This is a genomic window from Streptomyces sp. CG4 (genome assembly GCF_041080655.1).
Classification (GTDB): domain Bacteria; phylum Actinomycetota; class Actinomycetes; order Streptomycetales; family Streptomycetaceae; genus Streptomyces.
This window is the reverse complement of sequence record NZ_CP163525.1, coordinates 2,627,717-2,652,956: the sequence shown is the minus strand read 5'-3', so window position 1 is coordinate 2,652,956 and position 25,240 is coordinate 2,627,717. Positions and strand designations below refer to the sequence as shown.

21 protein-coding genes are annotated in these 25,240 nt (G+C 73.1%); 14 read left to right on the top strand and 7 right to left on the bottom strand.

Going from position 1 to position 25,240, the window contains the following annotated elements; translation table 11 throughout:
- Nucleotides 1-37: 37 nt before the first annotated feature.
- From AB5L52_RS12015 to sigJ, 3 genes are read left to right on the top strand one after another with little or no spacing between them, the layout of a single operon-like run.
- Nucleotides 38-520 (top strand): nuclear transport factor 2 family protein, encoded by a 483-nt coding sequence (locus AB5L52_RS12015; protein ID WP_351016123.1) that lies wholly within the window; start codon nucleotides 38-40, stop codon nucleotides 518-520.
- 11 nt (nucleotides 521-531) lie between these two features.
- Nucleotides 532-2,304, top strand: coding sequence for an AMP-binding protein (locus AB5L52_RS12010; RefSeq protein ID WP_369363897.1), 1,773 nt, complete (start codon nucleotides 532-534; stop codon nucleotides 2,302-2,304).
- A 10-nt stretch (nucleotides 2,305-2,314) separates the two neighbouring features.
- The gene (sigJ, locus tag AB5L52_RS12005; protein WP_351016118.1) at nucleotides 2,315-3,226 is read left to right on the top strand and encodes an RNA polymerase sigma factor SigJ; all 912 of its coding nucleotides are present in this window, start codon (nucleotides 2,315-2,317) and stop codon (nucleotides 3,224-3,226) included.
- A 27-nt stretch (nucleotides 3,227-3,253) separates the two neighbouring features.
- Here sigJ and AB5L52_RS12000 read toward each other — a convergent pair whose 3' ends face one another.
- From AB5L52_RS12000 to AB5L52_RS11970, 7 genes are all read right to left on the bottom strand, one after another.
- Nucleotides 3,254-5,560, bottom strand: a complete 2,307-nt coding sequence (locus AB5L52_RS12000; protein WP_369363895.1) for a LuxR C-terminal-related transcriptional regulator — start codon at nucleotides 5,558-5,560, stop codon at nucleotides 3,254-3,256.
- 150 nt (nucleotides 5,561-5,710) lie between these two features.
- Nucleotides 5,711-6,940, bottom strand: a complete 1,230-nt coding sequence (locus AB5L52_RS11995; protein ID WP_351016113.1) for a benzoate/H(+) symporter BenE family transporter — start codon at nucleotides 6,938-6,940, stop codon at nucleotides 5,711-5,713.
- Nucleotides 6,940-8,241, bottom strand: coding sequence for a nucleotide sugar dehydrogenase (locus AB5L52_RS11990; protein WP_369363893.1), 1,302 nt, complete (start codon nucleotides 8,239-8,241; stop codon nucleotides 6,940-6,942). Before AB5L52_RS11990 ends, AB5L52_RS11995 begins: the two co-directional genes overlap by 1 nt.
- 11 nt (nucleotides 8,242-8,252) lie before the next feature.
- Nucleotides 8,253-9,209: a UbiA family prenyltransferase gene (locus tag AB5L52_RS11985; RefSeq protein ID WP_369363891.1), complete on the bottom strand. Its 957-nt coding sequence runs from the start codon at nucleotides 9,207-9,209 to the stop codon at nucleotides 8,253-8,255.
- Nucleotides 9,206-10,021, bottom strand: coding sequence for a class I SAM-dependent methyltransferase (locus AB5L52_RS11980; RefSeq protein ID WP_369363889.1), 816 nt, complete (start codon nucleotides 10,019-10,021; stop codon nucleotides 9,206-9,208). Before AB5L52_RS11980 ends, AB5L52_RS11985 begins: the two co-directional genes overlap by 4 nt.
- A 29-nt stretch (nucleotides 10,022-10,050) precedes the next feature.
- Nucleotides 10,051-11,169 carry a DegT/DnrJ/EryC1/StrS family aminotransferase gene (locus tag AB5L52_RS11975; RefSeq protein WP_351564027.1) on the bottom strand — a complete coding sequence of 373 codons (1,119 nt, stop codon included), beginning with the start codon at nucleotides 11,167-11,169 and terminating at the stop codon, nucleotides 10,051-10,053.
- Nucleotides 11,166-12,338 carry a DegT/DnrJ/EryC1/StrS family aminotransferase gene (locus tag AB5L52_RS11970; protein WP_369363887.1) on the bottom strand — a complete coding sequence of 391 codons (1,173 nt, stop codon included), beginning with the start codon at nucleotides 12,336-12,338 and terminating at the stop codon, nucleotides 11,166-11,168. Before AB5L52_RS11970 ends, AB5L52_RS11975 begins: the two co-directional genes overlap by 4 nt.
- A 410-nt stretch (nucleotides 12,339-12,748) precedes the next feature.
- Between AB5L52_RS11970 and ispH the strand changes: the two genes are divergently transcribed.
- From ispH to AB5L52_RS11915, 11 genes are all read left to right on the top strand, one after another.
- Entirely contained in the window at nucleotides 12,749-13,672 is a 924-nt protein-coding gene (gene ispH, locus AB5L52_RS11965; RefSeq protein ID WP_369363885.1) for a 4-hydroxy-3-methylbut-2-enyl diphosphate reductase, read from the top strand.
- Nucleotides 13,669-14,871 (top strand): polyprenyl synthetase family protein, encoded by a 1,203-nt coding sequence (locus AB5L52_RS11960; RefSeq protein ID WP_369363883.1) that lies wholly within the window; start codon nucleotides 13,669-13,671, stop codon nucleotides 14,869-14,871. Before ispH ends, AB5L52_RS11960 begins: the two co-directional genes overlap by 4 nt.
- Before the next feature lie 16 nt (nucleotides 14,872-14,887).
- Nucleotides 14,888-15,940, top strand: coding sequence for a Gfo/Idh/MocA family oxidoreductase (locus tag AB5L52_RS11955; protein ID WP_351016092.1), 1,053 nt, complete (start codon nucleotides 14,888-14,890; stop codon nucleotides 15,938-15,940).
- A gap of 109 nt (nucleotides 15,941-16,049) precedes the next feature.
- Nucleotides 16,050-17,090: a sugar phosphate isomerase/epimerase family protein gene (locus tag AB5L52_RS11950; RefSeq protein WP_369363881.1), complete on the top strand. Its 1,041-nt coding sequence runs from the start codon at nucleotides 16,050-16,052 to the stop codon at nucleotides 17,088-17,090.
- The gene (locus AB5L52_RS11945; protein ID WP_369363879.1) at nucleotides 17,087-18,382 is read left to right on the top strand and encodes a M20/M25/M40 family metallo-hydrolase; all 1,296 of its coding nucleotides are present in this window, start codon (nucleotides 17,087-17,089) and stop codon (nucleotides 18,380-18,382) included. The genes AB5L52_RS11950 and AB5L52_RS11945 overlap by 4 nt, the downstream gene beginning before the upstream one ends.
- Entirely contained in the window at nucleotides 18,379-19,545 is a 1,167-nt protein-coding gene (locus AB5L52_RS11940) for an Ldh family oxidoreductase (RefSeq protein ID WP_369363877.1), read from the top strand. The genes AB5L52_RS11945 and AB5L52_RS11940 overlap by 4 nt, the downstream gene beginning before the upstream one ends.
- Nucleotides 19,542-20,474: a Gfo/Idh/MocA family protein gene (locus tag AB5L52_RS11935; protein WP_369363876.1), complete on the top strand. Its 933-nt coding sequence runs from the start codon at nucleotides 19,542-19,544 to the stop codon at nucleotides 20,472-20,474. The genes AB5L52_RS11940 and AB5L52_RS11935 overlap by 4 nt, the downstream gene beginning before the upstream one ends.
- A complete protein-coding gene (locus AB5L52_RS11930; RefSeq protein WP_369363874.1) occupies nucleotides 20,471-20,989 on the top strand; it encodes a hypothetical protein in 519 nt (172 codons plus the stop codon). The genes AB5L52_RS11935 and AB5L52_RS11930 overlap by 4 nt, the downstream gene beginning before the upstream one ends.
- Before the next feature lie 2 nt (nucleotides 20,990-20,991).
- Nucleotides 20,992-23,067 (top strand): 1-deoxy-D-xylulose-5-phosphate synthase, encoded by a 2,076-nt coding sequence (gene dxs, locus AB5L52_RS11925; protein WP_369363873.1) that lies wholly within the window; start codon nucleotides 20,992-20,994, stop codon nucleotides 23,065-23,067.
- The gene (gene ispG / locus AB5L52_RS11920) at nucleotides 23,067-24,224 is read left to right on the top strand and encodes a flavodoxin-dependent (E)-4-hydroxy-3-methylbut-2-enyl-diphosphate synthase (RefSeq protein WP_351016072.1); all 1,158 of its coding nucleotides are present in this window, start codon (nucleotides 23,067-23,069) and stop codon (nucleotides 24,222-24,224) included. Before dxs ends, ispG begins: the two co-directional genes overlap by 1 nt.
- A 68-nt stretch (nucleotides 24,225-24,292) precedes the next feature.
- Nucleotides 24,293-25,231, top strand: a complete 939-nt coding sequence (locus AB5L52_RS11915; RefSeq protein ID WP_369363871.1) for an alpha/beta hydrolase — start codon at nucleotides 24,293-24,295, stop codon at nucleotides 25,229-25,231.
- The last annotated feature ends 9 nt before the right edge of the window (nucleotides 25,232-25,240 follow it).

Genomic DNA, 25,240 nt, shown 5'->3' with positions numbered 1-25,240 from the left:
TTCGCTGATTTCGCATTGTTCCCGAGGAGGAATTCCCATGTCGGAAAAGACTGTCATCCAGCGGTACATCACGGCGCTCGGCGATCAGGACTGGGCCGCTCTGGAAAAGCTGTACGCCCCGGATGTCGCGCTGTACGCACCCACCGCCTGGGGCGTCAAGGGCGTGGAATTCCTGCTGAAGTTCTGCCAGGAGATCCACCAGGCCCACCCCGGTATCCGTGCCGTCCTGCACGACGAGTTCTACAGTGCCGACGGCACCCGGGCGGCGTTCCGGTTCGCGCTGCACTGGCACAACACCGGCTCGTACTTCGGCAACGCGCCCACCGGCGAGCGCGGTTCGAGCCTGGAGCAGCACACCGTACGCATCGAGGACGGGCGGATCGTCGAACAGGTCGTCGGCGTCAGCACCATGGCGCTGCACTTCCTGCAGAAGGACGCGTGGGGCGTGACGTATGTGACGGACGCCGTCGACCCGGCCCCCGAGATCGTCTCCGCCCCGCAGGCGGAGAGCCGCCCGTGACGGAGCGGCCCATGGCGGAGCCGCCGGCGGCAGGGCCGCAGGTGACGGAGCCGCTCGTCGCGCGGCCCTGGTCCATCGAGGGCGTCTCCGGGCTGCGGGTGCCCAGGGACGTCGCCGAGCGGTTCCGCGCGCAGGGCTGGTGGCGGGACACCTCCGTCCTGCACGATTTGCTCCGGGTCGCCGCGGCGCGGCCCGACGACCCGGCGATCGTCGTGCACAGCGGGCACGGCCGTACCACCACCGTGCGCTACGCCGAGCTGGCGTTCCAGGTGCGGAGGTTCGCCGCCGCGCTGACCTCCCTCGGGGTGCGCCGGGGCGACCGTGTCGCCTTCCAGCTGCCCAACTGGTGGGAGGTGGCGGCGCTCACCCTCGCCTGCTGCTGGACCGGCGCGATCGCCGTACCCCTGCTGCCCACGCTGCGCGCCCTGGAGCTGGAGCGCATGCTGGCGGCGGCCCGCGCCCAGGTGTGCGTCGTCGTCGACACCTGGGAGGGCTACGACTGTGCGGCCGCGCTGGAGGAGATCTCGGCCCGGCTGCCCTGGCTGCGCCACGGCGTGGTGCACGGGGAGCGGGTGCCGCCCTGGGCGGTCGACTTCCGCGAGTACTTCCTGCGCACCCCGCACGAGGAACGCGTCGCCCCGCCGCGCCTGCCGACCGGCGCGGCCCTCGACCGGGTCTGCATGCTGCTGTTCACCTCCGGCACCACCGGGGAACGCAAGGCGGTGCTGCACACCGAGAACACCCTGTACGCGGGCACCGGGGCGGGGGCGAGCCCGGTCGAGCGGGGCTGGGCCGCCCGCGAGGTGTTCAGCACCCCGCACCCCGTCACCGGCCCCGCGGGCCTGCTGTACTGCGTGTGGGGCCCGATCCTGGCCGGGGGCACCGGCGCCTACCAGGACGTGTGGGCGCCGGAGCGGTATCTCGAACTGCTGTCGGCGGCCTCGGTCACGCAGACGTTCCTGGCGCCCTCCTTCGTCCAGCAGCTTCTGCAGGAGCAGCGCCGGCGACCCCGCTCGCTGCCCTCGCTGCGGTTCGTGATGACCGGGGCCGCGCCCGTGCACGCGGATCTCGCCCGCGCGATCCATGACGAACTGCGGGTCCCCGTGCGCTCGTGCTGGGGCATGACCGAGGCCGGCATGGGCTTCCGGACCCGTGAGGACGACCCCTGCGACTGGGCCGCGAAGAGCGACGGCTCGCCGATGCCCGGCCTTCAGGTGCGGCTGCCCTCGGTCCCCGGCGACGACGGCATCCACCGGCTGCAGGTCCGGGGCGCCTCGCTGGCCGTCGGGTTCTGGCAGCCGGGCTCCGGGGAGCCGTTCCACGAGACCTGGCAGCACGACGACGGCTGGCTGGACACCGGAGACCTGGTCCGCCAGGACGGCCGGGGCGGCATCCGCTTCGCCGGGCGGGCGAGCCGGCGGGTGGGCGCCACGTTCATGGTTCCGGTGGCCGAGGTCGAGCAGGAGATCCTCCGCCATCCCGGGGTGCGGGAGGTGGTGCTGGTCGGGTACGAGGAGGAGCCGGGGCACGAGAGTTCGTGCGCCGTGGTGGTGGCCGACGGGGACCGCTGTCCGACGCTGGCGGAGCTGGTCGGCATCCTCGTCGAGCGCGGCATGACGCGCTGGTATCTGCCGACGCGGCTGCTGGAGGTCGCCGAGCTGCCGCGCAACGAGAACGGCAAGATTCGGTACGAGCGGTTGAAGGCCATGATTGTAGACTCAGCAGGGCAGTTGGCGGGCGATCGCGACGAACGCCGGTCCTGGGTGAACGCCGATCCTGCGTGAACGGGGAGTCATGGCCGAGGCGACAGCCGTCTCCGAACGGTACGGGACCGCGGATCCGTTCGAGCGGTACCGGCAGCTGATGTTCGGCATCTCGTACCGCATGCTCGGCACCGTCGTCGATGCCGAGGACGTCGTCCAGGAGACCTGGCTGCGCTGGCAGCGCGTCGACCGGGACGCCGTGGCCGATCCGCGCGGCTATCTCGTGCGGGCCGTCACCCGTACCGCCATCGACCAGATGCGCCGCAGCCAGGCCCGGCGCGAGGAGTACGTGGGGCCCTGGCTGCCCGAGCCGCTGCTGGTCTCGTCCGATGTCGCGGTGGAGTCCTCGCTGCTCGGCGAGTCGCTGAGCATGGCCGTCCTGGTGATGATGGAGACGCTGTCCCCGCTGGAGCGCGCCGTGTTCGTGCTGCACGAGGTGTTCGGCTTCAGCTTCCCCGAGGTCGCCGAGGCGGTCGACCGCACCGAGCAGGCGGTACGGCAGCTCGGCAGCCGGGCCCGGCGCCATGTGCGGCTGCGCAACCGCCGCTTCGAGCCGGACCGCCGCCAGGCCCGTGAGATAACCGAGCGCTTCCTCGCGGCCTGCCTCGACGGCGATGTGGAGGCGCTCATGGCGGTGCTGGCCCCCGACGTGACGATGTGGGCGGACGGCAACGGACAGGCGGAGACCCCGCGCGTCCCGCTGCACGGAGCCGCCACGATCGCCGAGTACTTCGCGTCCACCGCGGGCCGCTATCCGGCCGGGCTCGCGGTCCGCATGGACGAGCGGTACGACGGTGCGCCGGCCGCCGTCCTGACCACACCGGCGGGGGTGTTCGCCGTGGTCACCGCCGACTTCGACCTGCTCGACGGACACCCCCGCATCAGCGCTGTACACGCCGTCCGGGCCCGCGAGAAGCTGGCCCGGATCCGCTCCGCGAGCTGAACGCCGGCGCCGGCCCGCGCGGGGCGGTCACTCCGGTACGGTGCCCGGGGCGTTGCGGCGTTGGCGGTTCAGGACCCACTGGGCCACGTGGATGCGGGAGGGCACGTCCAGGCGGCGCATGACCTCACGGACGTGGTTGACCACGGTCCACTCCGACAGCCGTAGCTGCTGCGATATCTGACGGTTCGTCAGACCTTGGCTGACCAGCATGGCCACCTCGTACTGGCGGGCCGTGAGCTGCACCGAGCGGGACACGGCCGACGCGGGCTCGGGGGCCGGCGGGCCGACGGCGAGCGCCTCGCCCGCGGCCGCGGCGGCGGAGAGCGCCCGCCCCTCCCGTCGGGCCGCCTCGTACTCGGGACCGGACAGCAGCCGGCGCGCGTCGCGCAGGGCGGTCGCAGAGGCGCCGTCGTCCAGCGGCGGATGCGCCCCGGTCGCCTCCCGCAGGGCGGACGCGGCCGCGAGCAGCCGGGCCACCCGGTGCCCCTGCTGCGGCAGCCGCTGCCACACGTGCAGCGCGTGCTCCTCCAGGACAGTGGGCAGCAGGGTGTGTTCCCCGATGGACCGCAGCCGGTGCAGGCTCTCCCACAGCAGCCGCTCCGACAGCGCCCGGTCGCCCCGGGAGTCGGCCAGCGCACCGCGCTGGGCCAGCACCAGCCCCTCGCCCCGCACGTCCCGGGCCCGCATGAACAGGGCGTTCGCCGTGTCCAGCAGATCGGCGGCCAGCTTGGCGTCCACCAGCCGGGTCCCGGCGGCCAGGGCCAGGGCGGCGTTCGCCACCTCGACCGTCGCCCCCTCGCCGGCTGCCGTGCGGAGCAGCTGCAGGGCGGCCTTGCGGACCGCCGCGGGTGCCGCGCTCTGCTGGGCGACCGCGAGCCGGGCCAGCGCCGCCTGCTCATGGACGGTGTCGCCCTGCTCGTGGAAGGCATGGGCCGCGTGCCGGAAGCAGTCCGCCGCCAGCCGCGCGTTGCCGCGGGCCAGCGCCAGCTCACCCCGTGCGGCCTCGGCCCGCGCGGCCTGCTCCCCGTGCCCGGGGGCGGCGAGGAACGCGGCCGACGCCCTGGCCAGCCACTGCTCACCGAGGGCGAGATGGCCGCTCACCAGCCAGAAGCGGTGCAGGGCCAGGGCCGCGCGGGCCGCGTCCGTGCGCCGGCCGCTCGCCTCCAGATGGGTCAGCGCGGCCAGCAGATCCTCGTGCAGCGGGGCCAGCCGGTGCAGCCACTGGGCCTGCTGCGGGCCCGTCAGATGGGGTGCGGCCTCCAGGGCCAGGGACAGGAAGTGCTCCGCGTGCCGGCGCCGGGCGTCCGGCAGCTCACCCGTCGCCGCCAGTTGTTCCAGGCAGAACTCGCGGACCGTGTTGAACATCGTGAACCGCGGTTCCTCGCCGCCCGGCGTCACCCGCAGCAGATGGTGGCCCACCAGCGCCTCCACCACCTGCTCCGCCCGGTACCCGGAAGAGTCCCACAACTTCTCGACGGTGGTGAGGTTCATGCTGGCCGTGAAGACCGACAGCAGGGTGAGCAGTCCGCGCTGCTCCCCGTCGAGCAGCCGGAAGCTGTGCTCGGTGATCGAGCGGACGGTGCGGTGCAGCGGCGAGCGCACGGCATGGTCGCCGCCCAGTACCGGCCGGCCCTCGCGCAGCCGGGTCAGCAGGCTGTCCACCTGGAAGAGCCGCAGCTTCTCGGCGACCAGCTCGATCGCCAGCGGCAGCCCGTCCATCCGGGTGCAGATCTCCGCCACCGCCTGGGCGTTCTGCGCGGTCAGCGTGAACGACGGGTCCATCGCCCGGGCCCGGTCGACGAACAGTTCCACCGCGGCGTAGTCCTGGAATTCGAGGACGTCCTGCCGGTACGGCGGCGGCGGGGCCGGCAGCGGGGGTACGGGGAAGAGCCGCTCCCCGTACAGGCCCAGCGGCCGGCGGCCGGTGGTGAGGATGCGCAGGCGGGGCGAGCGGCTCAGCAGGGTGTCGACCGCCATGGCGATGGCGTCCGCGCCCCGCTCGATGCCGTCCAGGACCAGCAGACTCGGCTCGTCCGGCAGCCGGGCCGCCAGGACCTCGGCGAGATCGTCGCCGCCGGCCGTCGCATGCAGATCGACATAGACGACCCGGACGTCCGGGACGTCGGCCACCGCCGCGCCGGCCAGTCGGCTCTTGCCGACGCCGCCGGGACCGACGAGAGTGATCAACCGGTGCGTTTCCTGGCCGAGTTGGGCGGACAGGGTGAGAATCTCCAGATCGCGGCCGACCAGCGTGGTGCGATGGCCGCGGGCGTGGGCCCGTGTGTCGACGAACAGTGGCCGGGACGCTCCGCCTGAGCCGAGCGCACCGGCCATCCCTGGTATATCCGGATCGTGGAACCTTTGTCGTGGTATTTGCGTTCCATTGCTCGGCACGATGACCCCCCGTTCGTCACCTAGCGTGAACTGCAAGGCAAAAGCATACGGCCAACAGTCCCGGGGAACGTCTCGGCTGAAATTGTTGGCTCATTCGCGCCGTACAGGTTGCATGGTCGAATTGGTATTTTGCCTCGCTTGTGTCAGGACCGCCCGGCAGGTCATCCCGAAAACCAGACCCCAGAAGGCCGCCCCGAGACCCAGCAGAGTGACGCCCGAGGCGGTGGTGAGAAACGCGACGAGTGCGGCGGTACGGTTGCGGGCCTCGGTAAACGCCCCCGAGAGACTGCCGCCGAGAGCGCCCAGCAGGGCGATGCCCGCGGCCGCCGCGATCAGGGCCGGCGGCAGCGCCGCGAACAGCCCGGCGACGGTCGTCCCGAACAGACCGACCGCGATATAGAGCACCCCACAACTCAATCCGGCCACATAGCGGCGGGCGCGGTCCGCATGGGCGTCCGGGCCGGCGCAGATCGCCGCCGTGATCGCGCCGAGGTTGAGCGCGTGCGCCCCGAAGGGCGCGAAGAGGACGGACGCCACGCCCGTGTCCCGGACCAGCGGCCCCGAGGGCAGCGCATAGCCGGCCTCCCTGAGCGCCCCCACGCCCGGCGCGTTCTGCGCCGACATGGTGACCAGGAACAGCGGCAGAGCCAGGCTGACCAGCGCCGCGCCGGGCCAGGCGGGCACGGTGAACACCGGGGTGGCGAGGGAGAGCCGGGTGCCGCCCAGGGACAGCGTGCCGGTGCCCGCCGCCACCGCGACGGCCGCGGCCAGCGGTGCCGCGATGGCGTACCGGGGCGCCACCCGCTGGCAGACGACGTACCCGGCGAGCATCACCCCGGCCACGGCCGGGCTGTCCTGCAGCGCCCGCAGGGCCTCCAGGCCGAACCGCAGCAGGATCCCGGCCAGCACCGCGGAGACGACGGTGGCCGGAATCCTGCGCATCAGCGCGTCGAACCAGCCCGTCACCCCCACCAGCACGGTGAGCGCCGCGGCGGCCAGATACGCCCCGACCGCCGTCGCGTACGGCATCCTGTCCAGCTGGGTGACGAGCAGCGCCGCGCCCGGCGTCGACCACGCCGCCACGACCGGCGCGCGGAACCGTAGGCTCAGCACGAACCCGGTCACCCCGCTGCCCACGGCGACCGCCCAGATCCACGAGGAGAGCCGGGCCTGGTCCAGATGACCCGCGTGCGCGGCCTGCACCACCAGGGTCAGCGGCCCCGCGAAGGAGACCACGACCGCGACGGCCCCCGCGACGACCGCGGACAGGGAAGCGTCCTGCCACACCCGCCGTACGCGGCCGCCGAAGGCCTCCGCCATCAGAGGATCTCGACGTTGACGGCCGGCCGCAGCCGCCGCCGGCAGTCCAGGACGTGCTGGGCGCCGCGCAGGACGACGTCGTAGTCGAAGTCGTCGTGATCCGTGAGCAGCACCACCGCGTCCGCCGCGGCCACCTCCTCCTCGGTCAGCTCCACCCGGCGCACCCGGGCGTCCAGCGGCGCGGTCTCGCGTACGTGCGGGTCCACGGCGTGCACCTGCGCGCCGGTGCGCAGCAGCAGTTCGGCGACCCGCAGCGCCGGCGACTCGCGGGCGTCCCCGCTGTTGCGCTTGTACGCCAGCCCCAGCAGCAGCACCCGGGAGCCGTTCGCCGGACGCTGGAGCCGGTTGAGGGCCTGCACCAGACGCTGCACCACGTAGTGCGGCATCTGGCTGTTGACGTCGTTGGCCAGGTCGACGAACCGGAACCGGCGGCCCAGCTGGCGCTCCACCCGCCAGGACAGATAGCGGGGGTCGACCGGCAGACAGTGGCCGCCCACCCCGGGACCCGGCGTGAACGGCATGAAGCCGAACGGCTTGGAGGAGGCCGCGTCGATCGCCTCCCAGGCGTCCACACCGAGTTCGCGGGCGATCACCGCCATCTCGTTGACCAGCGCGATGTTGACGTGCCGGTAGGTGTTCTCCAGGAGCTTGGCCAGCTCGGCGGTCTTCGGGTCGCGCACCGGCACGGTCCGCTCGACCACCGTGTCGTAGAACTCCTCGACCCGGCGCAGGGACTCCGGGCCCACGCCCGACACGATCTTGGGAGTGGTCTCCAGGGTCCAGCGCTGGTTGCCGGGGTCGATGCGTTCGGGGCTGTAGCCGAGGTGGAAGTCGGCCCCGGGCTGCAGCCCGCTCTCCTTCTGCAGCAGCGCCCCGAACACGTCCTCGGTGGTGCCCGGGTAGGTGGTGGACTCCAGGACGACCAGCGCGCCCGGCCGCAGATGCCCGGCCAGGGTCAGCGCCGCCTCCTCGATGCAGCTCAGATCGGGTACGTCGTCCAGCAGCGGCGTGGGCACGGTGACCACGGCCACGTCGAAGCCGGCGAGCGCGCCGGCGTCGGTCGTCGGGTGGTAGGCCCCCGACTCCAGTGCCTTGGCCAGCCGTTGCTCGTCGACGTCCTCCACATAGGAGTCGCCCGAGCGCAGCCGGGAGATCCGGGCGTCGTCCACGTCGTAGCCGACGACCGTGTACCCGGCCTCCACCGCGCGCACGGCCAGCGGCAGACCCACATACCCTTGGCCGACCACGGCCACCCGGCGATCCGCGCGCCGCGGGGCGTCGTCGTTCATCGTTCGGGACATCGTGTGCCCTTTCAGCCGTTGTGCACGAGAACCAGGTTCGCCGCGACCAGGAGGACGACGCCCCAGCGGTGGATGGTGACGCCTTGCTTGCGGGCCGACAGCACCTCTCCCGCGATCAGCCCGGCGTGCGCCTGCCGGGCGCGCAGCGCCATCACGGGCAGCAGGAACGCGCAGAACCACCACGGCACCGCCCCGACCGCCGCGGTGAGCACGATCGCGCCCGTCTCGGCCAGCGACAGCCCGGCGATGAAGCCCCGGTAGACGCCCGGGGAGACACTCGTGGCCAGGTTGCGCCGGCCGGCCTCCCGGTCGCCGTCGACGTCGTTGATGTTGGAGTAGACCGAGACCATCAGGCTCCACAGCCCGAACAGGAAGCACTCCAGCCAGGCCGCGCCGGTCATCTCCCCGTGCAGCAGGGCGAACGGGACCAGCACGCACAGACCGGTGCTCAGCCAGATGACCGCCTCCTGGCCGCCCCGGTAGCTGAGCTTGAGGCCGTAGGAGTACTGCACGCTGATGAGCACCGAGAAGCCCGCCGCGACCAGCGCCCACCAGGGCCGGTGCGGGGCGACCAGCGCGGTGAGCGCCCACAGCGCGCTGCCTCCGACGGCACATCCCCAGCCGAAGCGCAGCGCCTGGCGCAGGGTGAGCCGGCCGTCGAGCAGCGGCTTGCGGTCCCGGGCCCGCAGCGACTCCTGCGGGTCGTAGTTGCGGGCGTCGCTGCCGTCCCGCAGCCCGGTGACGTCGTCGAGTGCGACGGTGGCCGCCACGATCCCCACCCAGCCCAGGTCGAACAGCACCAGCACCCACCAGGTGCGCGGCCGCTGCCACGCCGCGCCGGGCTGCAGGGCCAGCACCACGAGGACGCACAGGTAGTAGTCGAAGAACGAGAGCTTCGCCAGCTTCGCGTACGCGCCCGCCCGCTCCCGGACGCCCGGGCGCGGCGCCGCCGAGGTCGTGACCGTCATCGCCCCGGCTCCGTCCCGCCCGGCTTGCGGCCGACCGTGCTGATCAGCACCTGGCTCAGCCAGTGGTGCGCCGGGTCGGCCATCTCGGCGAGGGCCGCGTCGATCCGCGCGTCGGCCACGAGCCCGGCGGCCACGATGCGCGGCCGCATGAACTCCAGCCACAGCATGTAGTGCCGGGCCTGGTCGGAACCGCCGCGCACCATCACGACCCGGCCCTCCGCCGTCGCCTCCAGACCGGCGGCCAGGACCAGCTGGAGGTCGACGTGGCCGCCGCGCGGATCGTGGCCCGCCTCGCGCATCAGGCCGTATCCGGCGGCCCGTACGTCCTGCAGGAAGTCCTCCGACAGGTAGGTGCGGAACAGCGTGGAGGAGTCGGTGTCCTCCAGGAACAGCAGCCCGCCGGGCCGCAGCGCGCGCACCATGCGGTCCACCGCGGCCGCCCGGTCGGGCAGATGCTGCAGCACCATGCGGGAGTGCACGAGGTCGAACGCCGCCTCCGGCAGATCCTCCTCCCGCAGATCGTGTCGTACGACGTCCACCTGCGGCAGTTGCCCGAGCGCGGCCAGCCGCTCGGTCTGCAGATCGGTGGCGAGGACCCGCCCCCCGGGGCCCACCCGGTCGGCGAGCCAGCGTGCCACCGAGCCGGAACCGGCCCCGATCTCCAGGCAGTTCCAGCCGGGCCCCACCCCCAGCGCGGCCATCCGCTCCAGGGTGCCCGGATCCCAGATCGCCTCGTTGGTCCGCAGCCGTTCGGTCTCTTTCTCCCAGACCGGGTCGAAGACGTACTCCTGCTGTGCCGGCGCGCTCGTCATGAGGGTCTCCCTGGACTGCTCTCGCGTGCTCATGCGTAGAACTCGCAGACCGTGTCGGCGATGAACTCCACCTCGGCATCGGTCAGATGGGGCCAGATCGGGATGGCCAGGTTGCGTGCGGAGGCCCGCTCGGCGTTCGGCCAGCTGCCCTCCGGAGCGGCCCACGGTGCGAAGGCGGGCTGCCGGGGCAGCGGGACGGGGTAGTAGATGTGGCTGCCGATCCGGTGCTCCGTCAGATAGGCGCGCAGGTCCTCGCGGCGGTCGACGAGCAGTGAATAGACGTAGTAGCAGCGGCCGTTGCGGCCGGCGGGCGGCGCGAGCACCCCGCGCTCGCGCAGCGGCTCGAAGCGCTCCGTGTAGTAGTCGGCGATCCGTGCCCGGCGTTCCAGCCGGTCCGGGAAGCCGGGCAGCCGGTGCAGCTGGAAGGCGGCCAGCACCTCGTCGAACCGGCTGTTCTGGCCGATCCGGTGGTGCAGGAAGCGGTGGACACCGTCCTGCCCGTGGTTGCGCAGCATCCGGGCGGCACGCGCCAGTTCGGGGTCGTCGGTGAGCACGACGCCGCCCTCGCCCGCGGTACCGAACGCCTTGACCTGGAAGAAGGAGAACACCCCGAGGTCGCCCCAGCGTCCGGCGGGCCGGCCGTCCAGGACGGCGCCCTGGGCGACCGCCGCGTCCTCGATCAGGGCGACCCCGTGCTCACGGGCGATCGCCCCGAGCCGCTCCATGTCCGCCATGATCGAGAAGACATGGGCCGGCATCAGCGCCTTCGTGCGCTCGGTGATCAGCGACTTGGTGGCGTCGGGGTCCAGGACCATGGTCCACGGGTCGACATCGGCGAAGACCGGGGTGGCACCCGTGTTCGCCACCGAACTGGCCACCGGCTGGCAGCAGAAGGCCGGCACGATCACCTCGTCGCCGGGGCCGATGTCCAGCGCCCGCACGGACAGCTCCAGCGCCCCCGTGCCGCTGGAGCAGGCCACGACATGGCCGGCGCCGGTCATCTCGCGCAGCGCCTCCTCCAGTGCGGCGGTGCGCTCGCCGAGGATGAAGCGCTGCCCGGGACCCGTGCCCAGCTCGTGCAGGGCCGACAGCAGGGCCTCGCGGTCGTCCTCGAAGAGATCGGGGGGAAAGAAGGGCAGAGTCCTCATGATGCGTCCCCCGTGTAGAAGCGCCGGATCGCCTCGCACACCCGGTGCACGTCGTCCGGGGCGAGGTCGGGGTGGAAGGGCAGCGCGACGGTGCGCTCGCAGGCGGCCTCGGCATGCGGGAAGTCGCCCCGGCGGTGGCCGAGTCCGGCGAAACAGGGCTGCAGATGCAGCGGGGTCGGGTAGTAGACCTCGGTGCCGATACCTGCCCGGGTGAGGTGCTCCACCAGGGCGTCGCGCCGCTCCACCTCGATCACGTACACATAGAAGACCGGCGGAGCCGGTACGTCCCGCTCGACCACCGTGGGCAGCCGCAGCACGCCCGGCACGTCGCGCAGTCGCTCCGTGTACAGCGCCGCCAGTTCCGCGCGGCGGGCGATCGCGGCGTCGAGCCGGGGCAGCTTGCCGAGCAGCACCGACGCCTGGATGTCGTCCATCTTGCTGTTGGTGCCCGAGGCGCCGGAGAGGTTGGAGATACCGGCGATGTGGTCCACGGTGCGGCCCATCCGGCCGTGGTGGCGCAGGATCGCCACCCGCTCGGCGATCTCCGGGTCGTCGGTCAGGACGGCACCCGCGTCGCCCAGCGCGCCCAGGGTCTTGGTGGGGAAGAACGACAGCACGCCGCCGTCGCCCAGCAGTCCGGCGTGGACGCCGGCACGGCGCATGCCGATCGCCTCCGCGCTGTCCTCCACCACCTTGAGACCGTGCCGCTGCGCCAGGGCGCCGAGCGCTCCCATGTCCGCGAGCTGCCAGAACAGATGCACCGGCATGATCGCCTTGGTGCGCGGGGTGAGGACCGCCTCGACGGAACGCGGGTCCAGTGAGTAGCTCACCGGGTCGATGTCGGCGAACACCGGTGTGGCGCGGGCCAGTGCCACCGAGGACGCCGAGGCGACGAAGCTGAAGGCCGGCACGACGACCTCGTCGCCGGGGCCGACACCGCAGGCGCGCAGCAGCAGGACGAGAGCGTCCGTCCCGCTGTTCACCGCCACCACGTGCCGTGCTCCGGTGTATTCGGCGAGCGCCTTTTCCAGTTCGGCGACCTGCCGGCCGTGGGAGTACTTACCACGGTCGAACATCTCGTTGAGATGGCGGTTGATATCCGGCCAACAGTCGGTGAAGGTGCCGGCCTGAGTAAAGAACGGAACCGGGTGTTCGGCTTCCGATTCCATGCTTCGATCGGTGCTCCGGGTAGGGGAGATCACGCGGTAATCCTCCGTGAACCGAGACGGAGATATGGCTGTGCGAAGCTAAGCTGCTCCTTTTCCGGGCGGCAATGGCAAACCCTTGTCAGCGGCGGGGACGGGGGAGGGGCAAGTATCAGTCATACCGGGGGTGGTTGCGTACTGAACTACCAGGTCAGAGACATCTTTTGGTGCCTGTCAGGCGGCTTGCCCGGCCGGCGGCGGGGCTGGACGCTTGACATGGCAACCCCCTTCACCGCAGTTTTTTCGAAGCACCGTCGCGTTGCCGCATCGCATGTTCAGAGTCCGATGAGCGGGTGACAGAGGATGTGCTCCCTTTGAAATCGCAGGACAATTCCGCAACTCCAGAAGAAACGGCGGGAACCCCCGGTAAAACCGTGGTTCTTGCTGAGCCGCGCAGTTTCTGCGCCGGTGTGCAACGCGCCATCGACATCGTCGAAGCCGCACTGGAACGCTTCGGTCCGCCCGTCTACGTACGCAAACAGATCGTCCACAACGAACACGTGGTGCGCGACCTCGAGACCCGCGGCGCGCGGTTCGTGGACTCCGAGGCGGAGGTGCCGGTCGGCGCCCTCTGCGTCTTCTCCGCGCACGGCGTCGCGCCGACCGTGCGCGAGGCCGCCGCCGACCGCGAACTGCGGGTGATCGACGCCACCTGCCCCCTCGTCTCCAAGGTGCACCAGGAGGCCCGGCGGTTCGCCGAGGACCGCCGCACGATCCTGCTCATCGGCCACGCCGAGCACGAGGAGGTCGAGGGCACCTACGGCGAGGCACCCGAACGCACCGTGGTCGTCGGCACCGTCGACGAGGTGCGCGCCCTCGACCTGCCGCGCGACGCGCCGGTCGCCTATCTCACGCAGACCACCCTCGCCCTGGACGAGACCAGGGAGATCATCGAGGCGCTGGAGGAGCGGTTCGACGATCTGCGCGGCCCGGGCAGCGACGACATCTGCTACGCCAGTCAGAACCGGCAGAACGCCGTCAAGGCCGTCGCCGCCCGCACCGGCCTGGTGCTCGTCGTCGGCTCCACGAACTCCTCCAACTCCGTACGGATGGTGGAGGTCGCCCGCGACGCCGGCACCCCGGCCCACCTCGTCCCCAGCCCCGACGACCTCGACGAGAGCTGGCTCACTGGGGTGGAGTCGGTCGGCGTCAGCGCCGGCGCGAGCGCCCCCGGCGTCCTCGTCGACGGCCTGCTGCACCGGCTCGCCGCACTCGGCTACCGCACGGTCGAGGTCGAGCGGACCGCCACCGAGGACGTCGTGTTCGGGCTGCCTTCCGCACTGAAGGGCACGGCATGAGCGACGACTTGAAGAGCGGCCTGAGTGACGGAGACGGGCTGGAGGGTGGCATGGGGGATGGTGTGGAGGGCGGCACGAGCGGTGGCCTGAAGGGCGGCGCGGGTGACGGCCTGGAGGGCGGCACGAGCGGTGGTCTGAAGGGCGGCATGGCTGACGGCCTGGAGGGCGGTCTGAGTGACGACGTCCTCGGCCGGTCGCTGGAGGCCGTCCAGCGGCGCATCGACGCCGTCCTCGTCGAGGAGAGCGCGCGCTGGACCGCCGTGGACCCGCGCTGCGCCGCGTTCGTCGACGCCGTCACCGCCATCACCACCGCCAAGGGCAAGCTGCTGCGTCCCCGCTTCTGTCTGCTCGGCCATCTCGCCGCCGGCGGCGACCCCGGCCACGACCAGGCGCTCGACGCCGCCGCGGCCCTTGAACTCCTGCACAGCTTCGCCCTGTTGCGCGACGACGTGCTCGACGACTCCCCGCTGCGCCGGGGCGCCGTCACCGCGCACGAACGGCACGCCGAGGACCACCGGGCGCGCGGGCTGCGCGGCGAACCCCGCCGCTACGGCGAGGGCGTCGCCAACCTCGCCGCCGACCTCGCGCACGTCTACGCCGACCGGCTCACCCGCGCCCTGCCCGCCGCGGCACGCGCGGTGTGGGATGAGACCCGCATCGAGGTCACCGTCGGCCAGTACCTCGACATCGCCGTGGCCGCCGAGGGCGTGGCCGACCCGGAGCTGTCCCGCTGGATCGCGGTCTGCAAGTCCGGCCGGTACACCATCCACCGCCCGCTGCAGCTCGGCTCCGCCCTCGCGGGCCGGCCCGACCTCGCCGAGGTCTTCGAGGGATACGGCCTGCCGCTGGGCGAGGCGTTCCAGCTCCGGGACGACCTCATCGACGCCTTCGGCGACTCCGATGACACCGGCAAGCCCACCGGCCTCGACTTCGACCGGTTCAAGATGAGCTACCTGCTGAGCCTCGCCGTACGCCGCGACGAGCGGATCAGGGAACTCGCCGCCGCGCCCGCGGGCCCCGGGGGCGCGGCCAGGATGCGCGCACTGCTCGTCGAGACGGGCGTGGCCGAGGAGGTCGAACAGCGCATCGCGCACCTCGTCGACCAGGCGCGCCGGGCCGTGGCCGACGCACCCCTGGTGCCCCGGTGGCGCACCGAGCTGATGGACCTCACCACGCGTGTGGCCTACCGGGACCGCTGAGAGGAGCCCCACCGGTATGGAGCGGACACTGATCATCGGGCTCGGACGGGCGGGCCTGGGGCTGCACTGGGCGGTGCTGCGCAAGCTGCGCGCCGCCGGGCGGCACGCCGAACTCTTCGACCCCGGCCCCGTGCTGACCTTCGACCCGCTCGATCCCATGGCGCCCCCGCGGGCCGAGGGACTGCGCCCCGTCGCCTCGGTCGCCCAGGCCCGCGAGCTGCTGGACCCCGAGCGGACCGTCGTACACCTGTGCACCCCGCCCGTCGCCCGCCTCGGGCTGCTGCGCGAACTGGCCGCCGCGGGCTTTCGCAGGATCATCGTGGAGAAGCCTCTGGCGGCCGACCGCCAGGCCGTCCACGAGATCCTCGACCTCGCCCGCACCCAGCGGCTGCGCCTCGCGGTCGTCGCCCCCTGGCTGGCCAGCGCGCTGACCGCACGGCTCGACCGCCTCGTCGAGGACGGCGACCTCGGCGAACTGCGCGCCATCGACGTACGGCAGAGCAAGCCGCGCATGAGCCGCACCCTGGCCGACGGCGGGCACCCCACCGCGTTCGACGTGGAACCCCCGCACTCCCTCGGGGTCTGTCTCCGGCTCGCCGGGGACGCCGTGCTCAGCACCGCCGAACTGGCCGACATGCGGATCGGCGACACCGTCATCCCCGGCATGGGCCGCGCCGAACTGGTCCTGAGGCACCAGGACGCGACCAGCCGGATCGTCTCCGACCTCACCGCCCCGGTCCGCGAGCGCCGCGTGGAGCTGGAGTTCACCCATGGCCGGGCGGTCGCGCACTACCCGGGCGCCGAGGACGACCACTACGCCCAGCTGCGGCTCAGCCGCGCCGGGCACTCCGAGACCCGCGAGGTCTTCCCCGACGACCAGCTGTCCGCGTACTTCGTCGACACCTACCGCACCCTGCGCGAGGGCACGACCCTGGAACCTCAACTGCGTCTCGCCGCCCGCGTGGTGGAACTGCTCGCCGACGCCAAGGAGGCGGCCCGGCGCCCCGACCCGGCGGACGCCCTGCCCTCCGCAGGCCAGAGCGGATGCCGGGTGAGCCATGCCGGCTGACCCACGCTCCCACTCCACGACGACCGAGCCCGAGCTCGCACCACCGGGCTCCGGTTCTGCCCAGGAGGCGTCTCGGCTTTCGTCGTCGCGGTCCGGCTCCGCCGGGGAGGTGTCTCGGCTTTCGCCGTCGCGCTCCGGCTCCGCCGGGGATGCGTCTGCGCTTTCGTCGGCGCGGTCCGGCTCCGCTGCGGCCAAGCCTCTGGCTTCGCCATCGCAGTCCCGGTCCGCTGCGGCCGAGCCCCGGCTTTCGCCGCCGCCCGGTGTCCGCTACGCCGGTATCGGTGACGAGGCCGCCGCCGACCTCGCCGGTCAGATCCGGGCGCACCGGCTGCTGGGCTGGTCCGCGATCGAGTTGCGCGACGTCGACGGCACGGCCCTCGCCGACCTCGACGACGCCGCGTTCGACCATGTCGTCGAGGCCCTGCGCGAGGCGCGCCTGGACGTGGTGTGCGTGGACTCCCGTATCGCCAACTGGGCCCGCCCGGTGACCGGTGACTTCGAACTGGACCGTGGCGAGCTGGAGCGCCTGGCCCCGCGGTGCGCCGCCCTCGGCACCCGGCACGTCCGCGTGATGTCGTACCCGAACGACCCCGACGCCCCGCTCGACGAACCGGACTGGGCCCGCCGGACGATCGACCGCATGCGGCGCCTGGCCCGGCAGGCCGAGGACGCCGGGCTCGTCCTGCTGCACGAGAACTGCGCGGGCTGGGCAGGCGCCGACGCGGCCCGCGCGCTGCGCCTGCTCGCGGAGGTCGACAGCCCGGCGCTCCGCCTGCTGTTCGACACCGGCAACGGGGTGGTGTACGGCTACGAGGCCTACGGCCTGCTCACCGAACTCGTCGACCGGGTGGACCACGTACAGATCAAGGACGCCCGCGCCGAGGCCGGCGAGGCGGTCTACACCCTGCCCGGCGAGGGGAGTTGCCGGGTCGCCGACTGTCTGCGGCTGCTGCTCGACCACGGCTACACCGGCACCTGGACCATCGAACCCCACCGCGCGGTCCGCCCCCACGAGGGCCGTACCGACGCGGGCCGGGGCGGCGTCGAGGAGTTCGTACGGTACGGCCGCGCACTGGAGGCCCTGGCGGCGGGGCTGTCCGCCACGGCGGCCGGTGACCTCACGGCCGAGGACCGGGAGGCCACCCGATGACGTCGCTGACCCGTGCCGAGCACGAACTGCTCCTGCACCTGCTGGAACTGCCCACCGCCGGCCCGCTGGAGGGCGAGGGCGAACCCCGGCTGTGGGAGGCCCAGCGGGCCTACGCGGACGCCGCGCGGCGGCTGGGCTTCGAGGTCGTGCACCACGCCGCCGCCGACCCGGTCGAGCTGACGGACGAACAGGTGCCGGCCGCCGTACGCCGGGCTGTCGCGGACGACCCCGGCTTCCTGGCCGTACAGCCCTCCCTGGTGCTGGCGCTCGGTCCCGAACTGCCGCAGGCGGACACGGTGATGTTCAACGTGCACCTCGACACCGTCGCGGGTCTGGAACCGGTCGGATTCGACGGCGAGCGTTTCACCGGGCGCGGCGCGATCGACGCCAAGGGCCCCGCCGTAGCCCTGCTGGCCGGGGTGCGCGCCGCGCTCGACGCCGCCCCCGGCCTGGCGGCCGGCACCCGCGTGCTCGTCCAGGCCGTGTCCGGCGAGGAGGGCGGCGCCATGGGGGTGTTCGGCACCCGACCGCTGATCCGCCGCGGCTGGTACGGCAGGCTCAACCTGTTCTGCGAGCCCACCGGGATGCGGCTGCTGCCGCGCTCCACGGCCGCGATGACCGCCTGCGTCCGGGTCGACGGCGACGACGCCATCGACGACCGCCCCGCCGCCGGGCACAACGCGACCGTGCTGCTCGGCCACCTCGCCCAGCGGCTCGCCGCCCGGCTCCCGGAGGACGCGGGCGGCGGCCAGGTCTGCGTCGCCGGCCTGCACACCGGGCATCTGCACAACCGCGTGTACGGGACCGGCCGGCTGCTGCTCAACTGCTCCTACCCCGACTCCGCCGCCGGCCGGGCCCTCGCCGACCGCCTGGAGCACGAAGTCGCCGACGGGATACGGGAGTTCACCGAGACCTTCCGCACCCACCGGGACCTGGCCCGCACCGCCGCGGACGCCGCCGCGATCACCCGCGTCGAGTGGCACAAGCGCGGTCTGCCCGCGCTCACGCCCGGGGACGACCCCTGGGCCACCGACCTGCTGGAGCAGGGGAGCGGGGCGGCCCGATGGCCCGCCGACGAGCCCGCGTTCACCTGCGACGCGATCTGGGCGGCGGGCCTGCCCGGCGCCTGCACCGCGATCCTCGGCCCCGGCGACCTCGGCCGCAACCACGCGCACGCGGCAGGGGAGTACGCCGACCTGACCGATCTCGAAGCCTTCGCCGGGGCGGTGAGCGGCATCCTCGTCCGCTTCGCCGCCCGGCACCACGCCGCCACGGGAGGAACCCGACAGTGACCCAGTCGACCGATGCCCCGACGCACGACGGGGTGACCGTCTCCCACGACGCCCTCGTGGCCTTCACCGCCGAGGTCTTCGCCGGCCGGGGGGTGCCTGAGGGGCGGGCCCGCACCGCCGCGGAGGCACTCGTCCACGGCGACCTCACCGGACTCACCTCGCACGGCCTCGCCAACCTCACCCGGCTCTACCTGCCCGCCCTCGACGAGGGCCGCATCGACGCCGCCGCCGAGCCGGAGAAGATCACCGACACCGGTGCGGCGGTCCTCCTCGACGGCCGCCGCTCGCTCGGCCTGTGGGCGGCGACCGAGGCGCTGGAACTGGCCGCCGACCGCGCCGAGAGCACCGGCGTCGCCCTGGTGACCATGCGCAACGCCACCCACTTCGGTTGCGCCGGCCACCACACGGCCCGGATCGCCCGACGCGGCATGGTGGCCGTCCTCGCCTCCAACTGCGGCCGCCAGCGCATCGCCCGCCCGCCGGGCGGCACGGCCGCGATGCTCGGCACCAACCCGCTCAGCGTCGCGGCGCCCGCCGGCGACCGGCCGCCGTACGTCCTCGACATGAGCACCACGGTGGTGCCGACCGGCAAGATACGGGCCGCCGCCCGCGCCGGGGAGCCGATACCGGAGGGCTGGCTGGAGGACGCCGAGGGCCGCCCGGTGACCGATCCCGGGGCCCTGGACACCGGCGAGGGCTATCTGCGCTGGCTCGGCGGCGACCCCGCCACCGGTGCCTTCAAGGGGTACGGACTCGGTCTGATGGTCGAGGTGCTGGCCGCGCTGGTGCCCGGCGCCGGACTCGGCCCCGCCCCGGAGGCGCTGACCGGCGACGGCCGGCCCACCGGGCGGGACGACGACATCGGCCTCACCGCCCTCGTCCTGGCGCCCGGCGCCCTCCGCTCCGGGCCGGACTTCCGTGCCGAGGCCGACGGACTCTTCGGCGCACTCCTTGACTGCCCGCCCCGCGACCCCGCCCACCCGGTGAGCTACCCCGGCCGCCCCGAGGAACTGACCGCCGCGCACCGCAGGGCACACGGCGTCCCGCTGTCCGCCGAACGCCACGCCGAACTGACCGCTCTGGCCGCGGAGTTGGACCTCACGTTCCCCGAGCCCGGCCAGGCGCCCGTGCCCGGCACCCTTCCCCCGGCAGGTGCCCGATGACCCGGCTCACCGCGGAGCGGACCCGCATCGGCCTCATCGGCCTCGGCGTCATCTCGAAGTTCTACGTCGCCGCCTTCGACCGGCTGCCCGGCCTCGACCTCGCCGCGGTGTGCGATCTGCGGCCCGATGCCCTGAAGCCGTTCCAGGGCGTCGCCAAGTGCTACACCCGCCATGCCGAACTGCTGGCCGACGCCGCCGTGGACGCGGTCGTCGTGAACGTCCCCAACGACGCGCACGCCACCGTGTGCGCGGACGCCCTCGCCGCGGGCGTCGCGGTCTGCGTGGAGAAGCCGCTCGCCACCCGGGTCGAGCACGGCCGCGCCCTCGCCGGACTGGCCCGGCGGGAGGACGTCACCCTCTTCACCTCCTTCCACCGCCGCTACAACTCCGCCGTCCTGCGCCTGCTGGACGAGGTCTCCGCCGCAAAGGCCCCGGTGCGTTCCCTCACCGTCCGCTACCTCGAACGCATCGAGGACCACGCGGGCGGCGACCGCTGGTACCTCGACGCGGAGCGCTGCGGCGGCGGCTGCGTCGCCGACAACGGCCCCAACGCCTTCGACCTGGTACGACTGTTCCTCGGCGACGTCGAACCGACCAAGGTCGACGTCGTCCGCGACGCGCTGGGCACCGACCGCCAGGCCGTCGTCGACCTGCGCTCGACGCGCGGCGTCACCGCCCGGGTCGAACTCGACTGGTCCTACGACGGCGAGGTCAAGGACGTCAGCGTCGAACTCGCCGACGGCACCCTCCTGTTCGCCGACATGCTCGCCGGACACCCGGAGTTCAAGGGCTCGCTCTGGCACGAGTACGTCGGCGTGCTCACCGACTTCGACGCCCGGCTGCGCGCGGGACACGACGCCTCCCGCGACGGACTGGCCGCCCTCGAACTCGTGGACACCGTCTACCGCGCGGAAGGAGCCGTCCGGTGAACCCGCACGAGGACGGCGCCAAGCGCACCGTGCCCGCCACGGTCGTGAAGGTGCTGACCCACCGCCGCGAGGACCGGGGCATGCGGCTGGAGGAGTTCACCAGCCGCTGCGTCCGGGTCGGCGAAGTGCACGAGCTGGTCACCACCGACCAGGCCGGCAGCGCGCCCGGAGCCCGCATCGACCGGGTCGGCTTCCTCGGCTTTGCCGAGATCCAGGGCGCCGGGGTGATCGACCGGGGCGACGAACTGTGGGCCGACGGCCGCCTCGTGGGCACCGTGCTCGGCTTCGACTCCTGCCACTTCCCCAATCACTACAACGTGCTGATCGCCGTCGACGCCCTGGTCACAGGCCCCGACCTGGATCTGCGGCCGGAGACGGCAGTGTCCTTCCGCCAGGCCACGGCGGACACCCGTACCGAAGCGATGGACGGCCACACCGGCGTGGTGGACAGCCGTACAGACCGGGTGGACGGCCGTACCGCCCGTGCGGACCGGCCCGTCGCAGCGAGGAGCTGACCGTGGAACTGCTGGAACGCATCAAGGGTCCGGCCGACCTGCGCGGCCTGCGGCCCCCGGACCTGGACCGGCTCGCCGCCGAGATCAGGGAACTGCTCATCGACCGGGTGACCCGCAACGGCGGTCACCTCGGCCCCAACCTGGGCGTGGTCGAGCTGACCATCGCCCTGCACCGCGTCTTCGACTCCCCGCGCGACAGCGTCGTCTGGGACACCGGACATCAGGCGTACGTGCACAAGCTGCTCACCGGCCGGGCCGCGGACTTCGCCACGCTGCGCACCCGCGGCGGCATGTCCGGCTATCCCTGCCGGGCCGAGTCCGAGCACGACCTGGTGGAGAACTCGCACGCCTCCACCGCCCTGTCCTACGCCGACGGACTGGCCCACGCCCGCCAGTCGCGCGGCGAGCCCGGCCATGTGGTCGCCGTGATCGGCGACGGCGCGCTGACCGGCGGCATGTCCTGGGAGGCCCTCAACAACATCGCGGCCGCGCCCGGCCGTCCGCTGGTCGTCGTCATCAACGACAACGGCCGCTCCTACGCCCCGACCGTCGGCGGACTCGCCCAGCACCTCGCGGCGCTGCGGACCACGCGCGGATACGAGGAGTTCCTGGAGCGCGCCAAACACACCATCCAGGGCGTGCCCGCCGTCGGCGACACCGTCTACCGCGCCCTGCACGGGGCGAAGAAGGGCCTGAAGGACTTCCTCACCCCGCAGGCGCTCTACGAGGACCTCGGCCTGAAGTACCTCGGACCCGTCGACGGCCACGATCGCGAGGCCGTCGAGGCGGCGCTGCGCCGCGCCCAGGCCTTCGGCGGCTCGGTGGTGGTGCACTGCATCACCGAGAAGGGCCGCGGGTACGCGCCCGCCGAGGCGGACACCCGCGACCGCTTCCACGCCGTACGCGCCGCATCCGGCAAGCCGCAGACGGGCGGCGGGCCGAGCTGGACGACGGCCTTCGGCGAGGAACTCCTCGCCCAGGCCGAACGGCGGCCCGACGTCGTCGCGCTGACCGCCGCGATGCTGGAGCCCGCCGGCCTGGCGCCCCTGCAACGCGCGCTGCCCGCACGGGTGATGGACGTCGGCATTGCCGAACAGCACGCGGTGACCTGCGCGGCCGGCATGGCCATGGGCGGCCTGCACCCGGTGGTGTGCGTCTATGCGACCTTCCTGAACCGGGCGTTCGACCAGGTGCTGATGGACGTGGCCCTGCACCGGCTCCCGGTGACCTTCGTCCTCGACCGGGCCGGGATCACCGGCGACGACGGGGCGTCCCACAACGGGATCTGGGACCTGGCCGTGCTCCAGGCCGTGCCGGGCCTGCGGATCGCCGCCCCCCGCGACCGGGCCACCCTGCGCCGCCAACTGGACGAGGCACTCGGCACCGAGGACGGCCCGACCCTGCTGCGCTACCCCAAGGGCTCCCTGCCACCGGACCTGCCCGCGCAGGAACGGATCGCCGGGCCGGACGGCACCACCCCGATCGACGTCCTGGCCCGCGCCGGCGAAGACGTCCTGCTGGTCGCGGTGGGCGCCCTGGGCGGCGCCTGTGTGGCCGCGGCCCGGCAACTCGTCGCACGGGGTATCGGCTGCACCGTGGTCGACCCCGGCTGGGTGAAGCCCGTGCCGCGGGCGCTGGTGGACCTGGCCGGCCGCTTCGACGCCGTCGTGACGGCCGAGGACGGTCTGCGCGCCGGTGGCGTGGGCGACAACCTGGCAGCGGCCCTGCGCGAGGCCCGCGCCGTACCCCGCGCACTGACAACGCTCGGCGTGCCCACCGGGTTCCTGGAGCACGCCTCGCGCGCCGCACTCCTGGAGGAGTGCGGTCTCACCGCCGACCGGATTGCCGAACAGGCCGCGGAAGCGGTGGCGGGGGTCATCGGACGGACGGCGGCCGATGCCCCCGGACAGCCGGCGGCCGATACCCCTGGACGGCCGGTGACCGAGGCCCCCGGACGGGCGGCGGCCAGTACCACCGCGCAGTCGGTGGCCGATGCCACCGCGCAGTCGGTGGCCGATGCCACCGCGCGGTCCGTGAACGAGACCACTGGACGGCCCACCCTGAAGGGAGCGGTGTGATGACCTCGCCTGTCGCACTCGGCATGCCCGCCGTACCCGCCCGGCTCGCCCCCCGCCGCCCCTCGCGGCAGATCCTGGTGGGCTCCGTGGCGGTCGGCGGGGACGCCCCCGTGTCCGTGCAGTCCATGACCACGACCCTCACCGCCGACGTGGACGCCACGCTCCGGCAGATCGCGGAGCTCACCGCGTCCGGCTGCCAGATCGTCCGCGTCGCCTGCCCCTCGCAGGACGACGCCGACGCGCTGCCGCAGATCGCGAAGAAGTCGAAGATCCCGGTGATCGCCGACATCCACTTCCAGCCCAAGTACGTCTTCGCCGCCATCGACGCCGGCTGCGCGGCCGTCCGGGTCAACCCCGGCAACATCAAACGCTTCGACGACAAGGTCAAGGAGATCGCGAAGGCCGCCGGCGACGCGGGCGTGCCCATCCGGATCGGCGTCAACGCCGGCTCCCTGGACCAGCGGCTCCTGAAGAAGTACGGCAAGGCCACCCCCGAGGCACTGGTGGAGTCGGCCCTGTGGGAGTGCTCGCTCTTCGAGGAGCACGGCTTCCGGGACATCAAGCTCTCGGTGAAGCACAACGACCCCGTCGTCATGGTCGAGGCCTACCGGCAGCTCGCCGCCCGCTGCGACTACCCCCTCCACCTCGGGGTGACCGAGGCCGGTCCCGCCTTCCAGGGCACGGTCAAGTCGGCGGTCGCCTTCGGCGCGCTGCTCAGCCAGGGCATCGGGGACACCATCCGGGTGTCGCTGTCGGCCCCGCCCGTGGAGGAGGTCAAGGTCGGCACCCAGATCCTGGAGTCGCTGAACCTCCGACAGCGCCGCCTGGAGATCGTCTCCTGCCCGTCCTGCGGCCGCGCCCAGGTCGACGTCTACAAGCTCGCCGACCAGGTGCTCGCCGGACTCGACGGCATGGAGGTGCCGCTGCGCGTCGCCGTCATGGGCTGTGTGGTCAACGGTCCGGGCGAGGCCCGGGAGGCCGACCTCGGTGTCGCCTCCGGCAACGGCAAGGGCCAGATCTTCGTCAAGGGCGAGGTCATCAAGACCGTCCCCGAGTCCAGGATCGTCGAGACCCTCATCGAGGAAGCCATGAAGATCGCCGAGCAGATGGAGGCCGACGGCACCCCGTCCGGAGAGCCGGACGTCACCGTCCTGTGATGCCGTCCAGGCAGCCGATCCCGCACACCAGAGCAGCCAATCCAGCACAGCAGAAGGGCGCAATTCGTATGAGCTCCGTCAGCTTCGACGTGACCCCTCCGCACGCCCCCGACACCACCTGGCGGCTCGGCGCGCAGCTGTTCCTCCCCGCCGGTGACCCGCCCGACACGGTGCAGCTGCTGCTGCCGGGGCTCACCTACGACCGCCGCTACTGGACCGCCCCGGGCGCCCTCGACTACACCCGGCACGCGGTCGGCGAGGGCTACGCCGTCCTCGCCCTCGACCGCCCCGGCACCGGCACCAGTGAGCATCCGCCCGCCGACCAGGTCACGGTCGAGAGCAACGTCGAGGCCGTGCACCAGGTGGTGACCGCGCTGCGCCGGGGCACCCCCGGCGTCCCCGCCTTCCGCCACGTGGTCGCCGTCGGGCACTCCCTGGGCTCCGGCATCGCCCTGATCGAGGCGGCCCGCCATGGCGACCTCGACGCCCTGGTCGTCACCGGACTGCTGCACGCCGTCGGCCCGCTCTACCCGGAGGCCGTACCGGCGCTGTATCCGGCCGCCGAGGACCCGGTGCTCGCCCCGGCGAACCCGCCGGAGAACTACCTGACCACCCGGCCCGGCCGCCGCGCCGCCCTGTACGAGTGCCCGGCCGGCATGGACCCCGACCTGTCCGCCTACCACGAGGACACCAAGTCGACGGTGACCGCCGGCGAGGGCTTCACCCTGGACGCCATCTACCAGCCCGAGACGGCTGCCCAGGTACGGGTGCCCGTCCTGCTGGTCGTCGGCCGGGAGGACCGCCTCTTCGGCGGCGGGGACGTCTCCACCGAGGACGCCGCGTCCGTCGTCGCGTACGAGCGGAAGTTCTACACCGGCACCACCGACCTGGAGGCGTTCGTCGTCCCCGACGCCGCCCACTCCCTCAACGTCCACCGCACCGCCCCCAGCTGGTACGCCGCCGCCCACGAGTGGCTCGGCCGCCGGCGCCCCGCCCGCGAACACTGAGAGGAGGGG

What these genes read in the sequence shown, in the direction of transcription:
- AB5L52_RS12015 (WP_351016123.1), top strand. Translation starts at nt 38, where the DNA reads ATGTCGGAAAAGACTGTCATCCAGCGGTACATCACGGCGCTCGGCGAT.
- AB5L52_RS12010 (WP_369363897.1), top strand. Translation starts at nt 532, where the DNA reads ATGGCGGAGCCGCCGGCGGCAGGGCCGCAGGTGACGGAGCCGCTCGTC.
- sigJ (WP_351016118.1), top strand. Translation starts at nt 2,315, where the DNA reads ATGGCCGAGGCGACAGCCGTCTCCGAACGGTACGGGACCGCGGATCCG.
- AB5L52_RS12000 (WP_369363895.1), bottom strand. Translation starts at nt 5,560, where the DNA reads ATGGCCGGTGCGCTCGGCTCAGGCGGAGCGTCCCGGCCACTGTTCGTC.
- AB5L52_RS11995 (WP_351016113.1), bottom strand. Translation starts at nt 6,940, where the DNA reads ATGGCGGAGGCCTTCGGCGGCCGCGTACGGCGGGTGTGGCAGGACGCT.
- AB5L52_RS11990 (WP_369363893.1), bottom strand. Translation starts at nt 8,241, where the DNA reads ATGTCCCGAACGATGAACGACGACGCCCCGCGGCGCGCGGATCGCCGG.
- AB5L52_RS11985 (WP_369363891.1), bottom strand. Translation starts at nt 9,209, where the DNA reads ATGACGGTCACGACCTCGGCGGCGCCGCGCCCGGGCGTCCGGGAGCGG.
- AB5L52_RS11980 (WP_369363889.1), bottom strand. Translation starts at nt 10,021, where the DNA reads ATGACGAGCGCGCCGGCACAGCAGGAGTACGTCTTCGACCCGGTCTGG.
- AB5L52_RS11975 (WP_351564027.1), bottom strand. Translation starts at nt 11,169, where the DNA reads ATGAGGACTCTGCCCTTCTTTCCCCCCGATCTCTTCGAGGACGACCGC.
- AB5L52_RS11970 (WP_369363887.1), bottom strand. Translation starts at nt 12,338, where the DNA reads ATGGAATCGGAAGCCGAACACCCGGTTCCGTTCTTTACTCAGGCCGGC.
- AB5L52_RS11960 (WP_369363883.1), top strand. Translation starts at nt 13,669, where the DNA reads ATGAGCGACGACTTGAAGAGCGGCCTGAGTGACGGAGACGGGCTGGAG.
- AB5L52_RS11955 (WP_351016092.1), top strand. Translation starts at nt 14,888, where the DNA reads ATGGAGCGGACACTGATCATCGGGCTCGGACGGGCGGGCCTGGGGCTG.
- AB5L52_RS11945 (WP_369363879.1), top strand. Translation starts at nt 17,087, where the DNA reads ATGACGTCGCTGACCCGTGCCGAGCACGAACTGCTCCTGCACCTGCTG.
- AB5L52_RS11935 (WP_369363876.1), top strand. Translation starts at nt 19,542, where the DNA reads ATGACCCGGCTCACCGCGGAGCGGACCCGCATCGGCCTCATCGGCCTC.
- ispG (WP_351016072.1), top strand. Translation starts at nt 23,067, where the DNA reads ATGACCTCGCCTGTCGCACTCGGCATGCCCGCCGTACCCGCCCGGCTC.
- AB5L52_RS11915 (WP_369363871.1), top strand. Translation starts at nt 24,293, where the DNA reads ATGAGCTCCGTCAGCTTCGACGTGACCCCTCCGCACGCCCCCGACACC.